Origin of the sequence: Thermoleptolyngbya sp. M55_K2018_002 (assembly GCF_015295965.1) — a bacterium.
Taxonomy (GTDB): Bacteria; Cyanobacteriota; Cyanobacteriia; order Elainellales; family Elainellaceae; genus Thermoleptolyngbya; species Thermoleptolyngbya sichuanensis.
The window spans coordinates 1-4,974 of sequence record NZ_DVEA01000433.1; the positions used below are offsets into that span (position 1 = coordinate 1).

Annotated in this window: 5 protein-coding genes; all 5 read right to left on the reverse strand. The window is 59.0% G+C overall.

Features of this window, described 5'->3' with window-relative positions; all coding sequences use genetic code 11:
* On the reverse strand, positions 1-515 hold a 515-nt coding region (locus IGS51_RS21720), incomplete at its 3' end, for an Npun_F5749 family FMN-dependent PPOX-type flavoprotein (protein WP_297080913.1).
* Between the two features lie 93 nt (positions 516-608).
* Positions 609-1,127, reverse strand: coding sequence for a hypothetical protein (locus IGS51_RS21725; protein ID WP_297080916.1), 519 nt, complete (start codon positions 1,125-1,127; stop codon positions 609-611).
* 136 nt (positions 1,128-1,263) lie between these two features.
* Positions 1,264-2,895: an ATP-binding protein gene (locus tag IGS51_RS21730; protein ID WP_297080918.1), complete on the reverse strand. Its 1,632-nt coding sequence runs from the start codon at positions 2,893-2,895 to the stop codon at positions 1,264-1,266.
* Between the two features lie 393 nt (positions 2,896-3,288).
* Entirely contained in the window at positions 3,289-4,791 is a 1,503-nt protein-coding gene (locus IGS51_RS21735) for a UDP-N-acetylmuramoyl-L-alanyl-D-glutamate--2,6-diaminopimelate ligase (RefSeq protein WP_297080920.1), read from the reverse strand.
* Positions 4,788-4,974, reverse strand: a 187-nt coding sequence (locus tag IGS51_RS21740) for a hypothetical protein (RefSeq protein WP_297080921.1), incomplete at its 5' end; no start/stop codon positions are given. The genes IGS51_RS21735 and IGS51_RS21740, both read right to left, overlap by 4 nt.

Genomic DNA, 4,974 nt, shown 5'->3' on the forward strand with positions numbered 1-4,974 from the left:
CTTTGGGGGTCGCCCCGCAGTTGCAGGTGATCCACTTCGGCAGGAGCCAGCAGCAGCAGGCAAAACGTCGGCAGCGGCGCGGCGGGGTCAGGCGGTGGTGGCGAAAACTCGGCCACGGGGCGGCGCGGTTGGGCGGGATGGGGCCAGGCAAATTGCAGGCGGGCTGCATCCGAGAGGGCCTGCCACTGCTGCTGGCGAGCGTGTTGCAAACCTTCATCAGGATGGGTTTCATCGATCAGCGTTAGCCGCCCCAGCAGGCGAAATTGTTCGCGGCTTTTGGGAAAATACCAGCAGACCTCCCCCCAGGGCTGCTGGGCGATTTGCTCTGGTTTGGCGCTGCGTGTGTCGGTGATGAACTTGAGCTGATCGGTGGGGTCTAGAAATCCGCGAAAGACCACCGTGCGATTGGCGGGGCGACCGTCTGGCCGCACCGTGGCAAGCTGCACATAGCGGGCATAGACGAGCGAACGATTGAGATGCAGAGCGCGGGAAAGGGGCGATCGCCAAGGAGCCATTGGGTTTAAGGTTCAAGAACGCGATGGAGGGATAGCGCACCTAGCCTAGCTTAGCCCTCCAACACCCCAACCTCCTCCTGCTGCCCTCGAACCCTACTCCCGAATCGTCAGCGTGTAGTTAAACTGCTCCCCAGAAACATTGGAGCCGACCCACACACGGTAAGTGCCACCAGCCCAATCTGTTCCCGACAGCGTGGCATTGGGGGCGCGATTGTTGCCGCTGGCGCAGCGGACGACATTGCCGGGCCCCTGCACAACCAGCGTAGAAACGGCGCGGTTGCTATTGACTTGCAGCGTCAGAGCAGAAAAGTTGCCCTGGAGCGTGATCAGGTGATCTGGAGTAGATGACCCAAAGCCGAGGCAGAGGTTGCCGTCTTTGTCGCGATTGGCGACGATGCCTGGAAGGGAACTGCTGCCGCCTGTCTGTCCGCGCAGAGTCCCTGCATCTGCGCTAAAGCCAGGAGCCAAGGTCGCGGAGCCAAAGTTTGCGGTCTGGGCAAACGCCCCCACGCCCGTCAGCTGCACCGCACCCAGAACTAGCAGCCTAATCCATCGGGGCGATCGCCCGCCAGATGGGGGTTTCAAGCGAGAAAATCGGAGTTTCGTCACCATGGCCGGATCTCAGAAGCTAGGGTCTAGTAGGGTCTAGCAGTATAGACGGACACAAAGCGGATGGGTTCCCGATTCATTCCCAAATTTGATTGACAGCGATTGACGGCTATTCACAGCTATTTATAGCTGTGAATAGCTATCGATAAACCGGAAGCAACACATTGAAAGTAGACCCTTCACCGGGCTTACTTTTCACAGAGATCGAGCCGCCGCACTTGAGCAAAAGCTGCTGCACAATAGACAGACCCAGCCCCGCACCGCCAGAGTCCTCGCCGCTGCCCGCCTGCCGCACCCGATAAAAGCGGTCAAAGATTTTGGGAATGTCGGCGGCGGCAATGCCAATGCCCGTATCGCGCACTTCAATTTGCACATAGTCGCCTTGTAGCTTTGCCAACACCCACACTCGGCCACCCTTTTGAGTAAATTTGATCCCGTTGTGCAGCAGGTTAATCAAAATTTGCCGCAGCCAGGGAACCGTACAGGACACAGCAGGCAGATCCTGCGGAACCGTGTAAGCCAGCAAAATGCCCTTTTCCTGGGCGAGGGGCTGGTAGGTGCTGACGATGCCCGGAACCACATCCGACAGGCGCAGCGGCTGCGTCACCGCTGTATCGTCCATATTTTCCAGTTGCACCAGCTCTAGCACGCTGGTAATCAGCGAACTCTGGCGATCGCACTCGTGGGTCAGCATGTCCATGTAGCGCTGGCGCTGCGGCGGCTTCAGGCTGGGGGAATTGAGCAAGCTCAGCGCAGTTTTCATCGTGGCCAGCGGCGTTCGCAGTTCTTGCCCGACGGTTTTCAAAAACTCGTCCTTCAGGCGAATCGCGTTTTGCAGTTCCTCATTCTCCATTTGCAGGCCGGTGGCGATTTCTGCCTGTCGCCGATAAATCGCGGTGCTGTGCCACATTTCTTCTTGAATTTGCAGTTGCTTGGCCAGCAGTTGCCCGACAATGCGGGTATTCGGCGTAATGCTGGCAGCCGTTAGCACCCACTCCTCCCAATGCGCCACCAAAGACTCCAAATCAGCCCGAACCGCTTCAGGAGCCTCGGCAGGGGCGATCGCCTGATGAATGCCCTCCAGCACCCGGCAAATCGTGTCCGATTCAAACGTATAAATCGCCAGCAGCGGATGTCGCCGCTCTATGTCTTCATCAGAGTTGGGGGATAACTCTTCGAGCCAAAGCGGCCGCTCCGGCGGGCTACTATCTGGCTTGGACGGGCGCACCGAGCGCGGCCGATGGGCCAAGATCAGTCCGCAAAACTCCTCCGTCATCACCAGCAGCAGATACTCCCGCTTAAACTGGCTCTCGGTTCCCAGCGGCAGAACAACGCGCTGAGACTGGGCCGCCACATTCAGCGAGGTCGGTTGCGGCTGATGCGTCAAAACTGGAGAATCCGCAGCGGGGCTGTCTACCAAGCCTGCCAGTTCGGCAGCCGTCAGATCAGACACCTGATCCAGGTGCGACAGATGCCCAGAAGATGCTGGCGTTGCGGCCTCTGCCAAATCACCCTGGCTATTGCCGAGGGTATAGAGCGTATAGGGTGCGGTCGCCGCCGTGCAATAGCGAGTAATTTCCGACTCCCAGGTGTCGCCCTTGGGAAACTTGAGCCAGAGCGTCGCGGGCAAATGTTCTTCGATCAGCAGATCGAGAATTGCCGTCAGCATCGACTTGAACGTCGTGGGGCTAACCTGGAGCGGATGCAGAGGACGCTCAGAACTGAGGGCTAGTTCATAGAGCGAGGCTTCGGAGGAGCGTGGCGATTTCATGGGGGTGAAATTCTATGGGGTAAGCACTAGATGCACTGGAGCATCTCCAACCAAATCGGAGCCATCTCCAACCAGAGCGGAGCAGCAGCGCCCCACGGTCTAAATTCCCTAACGTTGAATCGGTCAATTGCGAATAAGTCTTAGGACTTACGCACTTGCGATTAAACTTTTTGGGTTTTGGATGATTTCTCGCGGGTTGCGACCGCGAGAAATCGTCCAACTGCGTAAGTCCTAAGTCAATGGCTCTGGCTAATTTCCAGTTTATTAAAGAAAAGGCTCATGATCAGGAGTATGGGGGCTGGGACATGGCTTGGCGACCCTCTTGCGTTAGATTTTTGGGGCTAATTTAGGCTGGATGTTTTGGGCTGGATGTTTTGGGCTGGATGTTCGGGGCTAGGCAGGATTGAGCGAAAGCCGCTCCATCAGGGCTACACGAGCCTGTTCGCGGTCGTCAAAGTGAACTTTTTCCGTGCCAAGAATCTGGTAATCTTCATGGCCTTTGCCTGCAATTAGCACGCCGTCACCGGGCTGCGCCTCCAGGATGGCTTTGCGGATGGCGGCAGCGCGATCGCCCATCACCGTCGGACTCACGCTGGCCGGAATGCCCGCCACCACGTCTTGCAAGATCCGCTCTGGGTCTTCGGTGCGGGGATTGTCCGAGGTGACCACGACCCAATCCGCCAGTTCAGCGGCGATCGCCCCCATTTTGGGCCGCTTGGTGCGATCGCGATCGCCGCCGCAGCCAAACACGCAGATCATCCGCCCCTGGATAAACGGGCGCGACGCTTTCAGCAAGTTCTCCAAACTATCCGGCGTGTGGGCATAGTCCACAATCACGCTGATATCCTGCGAGGGCGACACCTGCACCTGTTCGACGCGGCCGGGCACACCAGAGAAGGTGGAAAGGGACTGGGCGATCGCCTCTAAATCCAGACCCAGATGCAGCCCCGCACCCACCGCCGCCAGCAAATTTGCCAGATTAAACTGGCCCACCAGCGGCGAGACAAACGGCACGTCGCCCAGCGGCGTATGCAGCACGCCCCGCACGCCCGCAGACTCGTAGACCAGATCGCTCGTCCACAGATCCGCACTAGAATCTTGCGTGCTGTAGGTCCACACCGACTGACCCGCCAGCCCCGCCGCCAGCCGCTTCCCGTAGGGGTCGTCCAGATTCACCACGGCCCGCCCTTGCAGATAGCCAGGGCTAAACAGCAGCGCCTTGCTGGAGAAATAGTCCTCCATATCTTTGTGATAGTCGAGGTGATCCTGCGTCAGGTTGGTAAACACTGCCACCTCAAAGGGACACTCCAGCACACGCCCTTGGGCCAGCGCGTGGGAACTGACTTCCATCACGGCATATTCCGACCCCGCTGCCCTTGCCGCCGCCAGTTGTCCCTGAAGCTCCAGCGCAAAGGGCGTGGTGTGCAGCGCCGTCTGCTGATGCCCTTGCCAGCGGGTGTAGAGCGTGCCCAACAGCGCTACGGGCAACTGCGCCTGCGCCAGAAAATGCTCGATCAGGTGGGTGGTGGTGGTTTTGCCGTTGGTGCCCGTCACGCCGATCAGCTTCATCGCCTGGGCCGGGTAGCCGTAGAACGCCGCCGCCAGTCGCGCCGAGGCCTGCGCCACATTCGCCACGGGAATGATGCAGTCGTCGGCGGTGGGCGGTTTTTTCTGCACAGCGTTTTCGGACACCACAGCGGCGATCGCCCCTGCCGCCAGCGCACTCTGCCAAAATTCGCCCCCGTCCACCCGCGTCCCCGGCATCCCAATGAACAGATCACCAGGCTTGCAGGCGTGGGAGTTGGTCGCCAGCCCGGTCACTTCGCGTTCCAGTGCGCCATGTTCCGGCAGGTGCAAGTCTTCCGGCAGCGCCCGCAGCAGTTCCACCAACTTCATTCCGTTAAACCTCCCAAACGGCGTGTCTGCAATTCCTGCATACTCGATTTCTGCTTATTATTTCTGCTTATTTGAAAGTGTAAAGGCTGATCACGCCTGCGGAACGCTTTTCTCAAGTTGGGGCCGAGCCAGACGGCTTGAGGCAGGCCACTCCACGGCGGATTTGAGATTCCCTTGAGGATT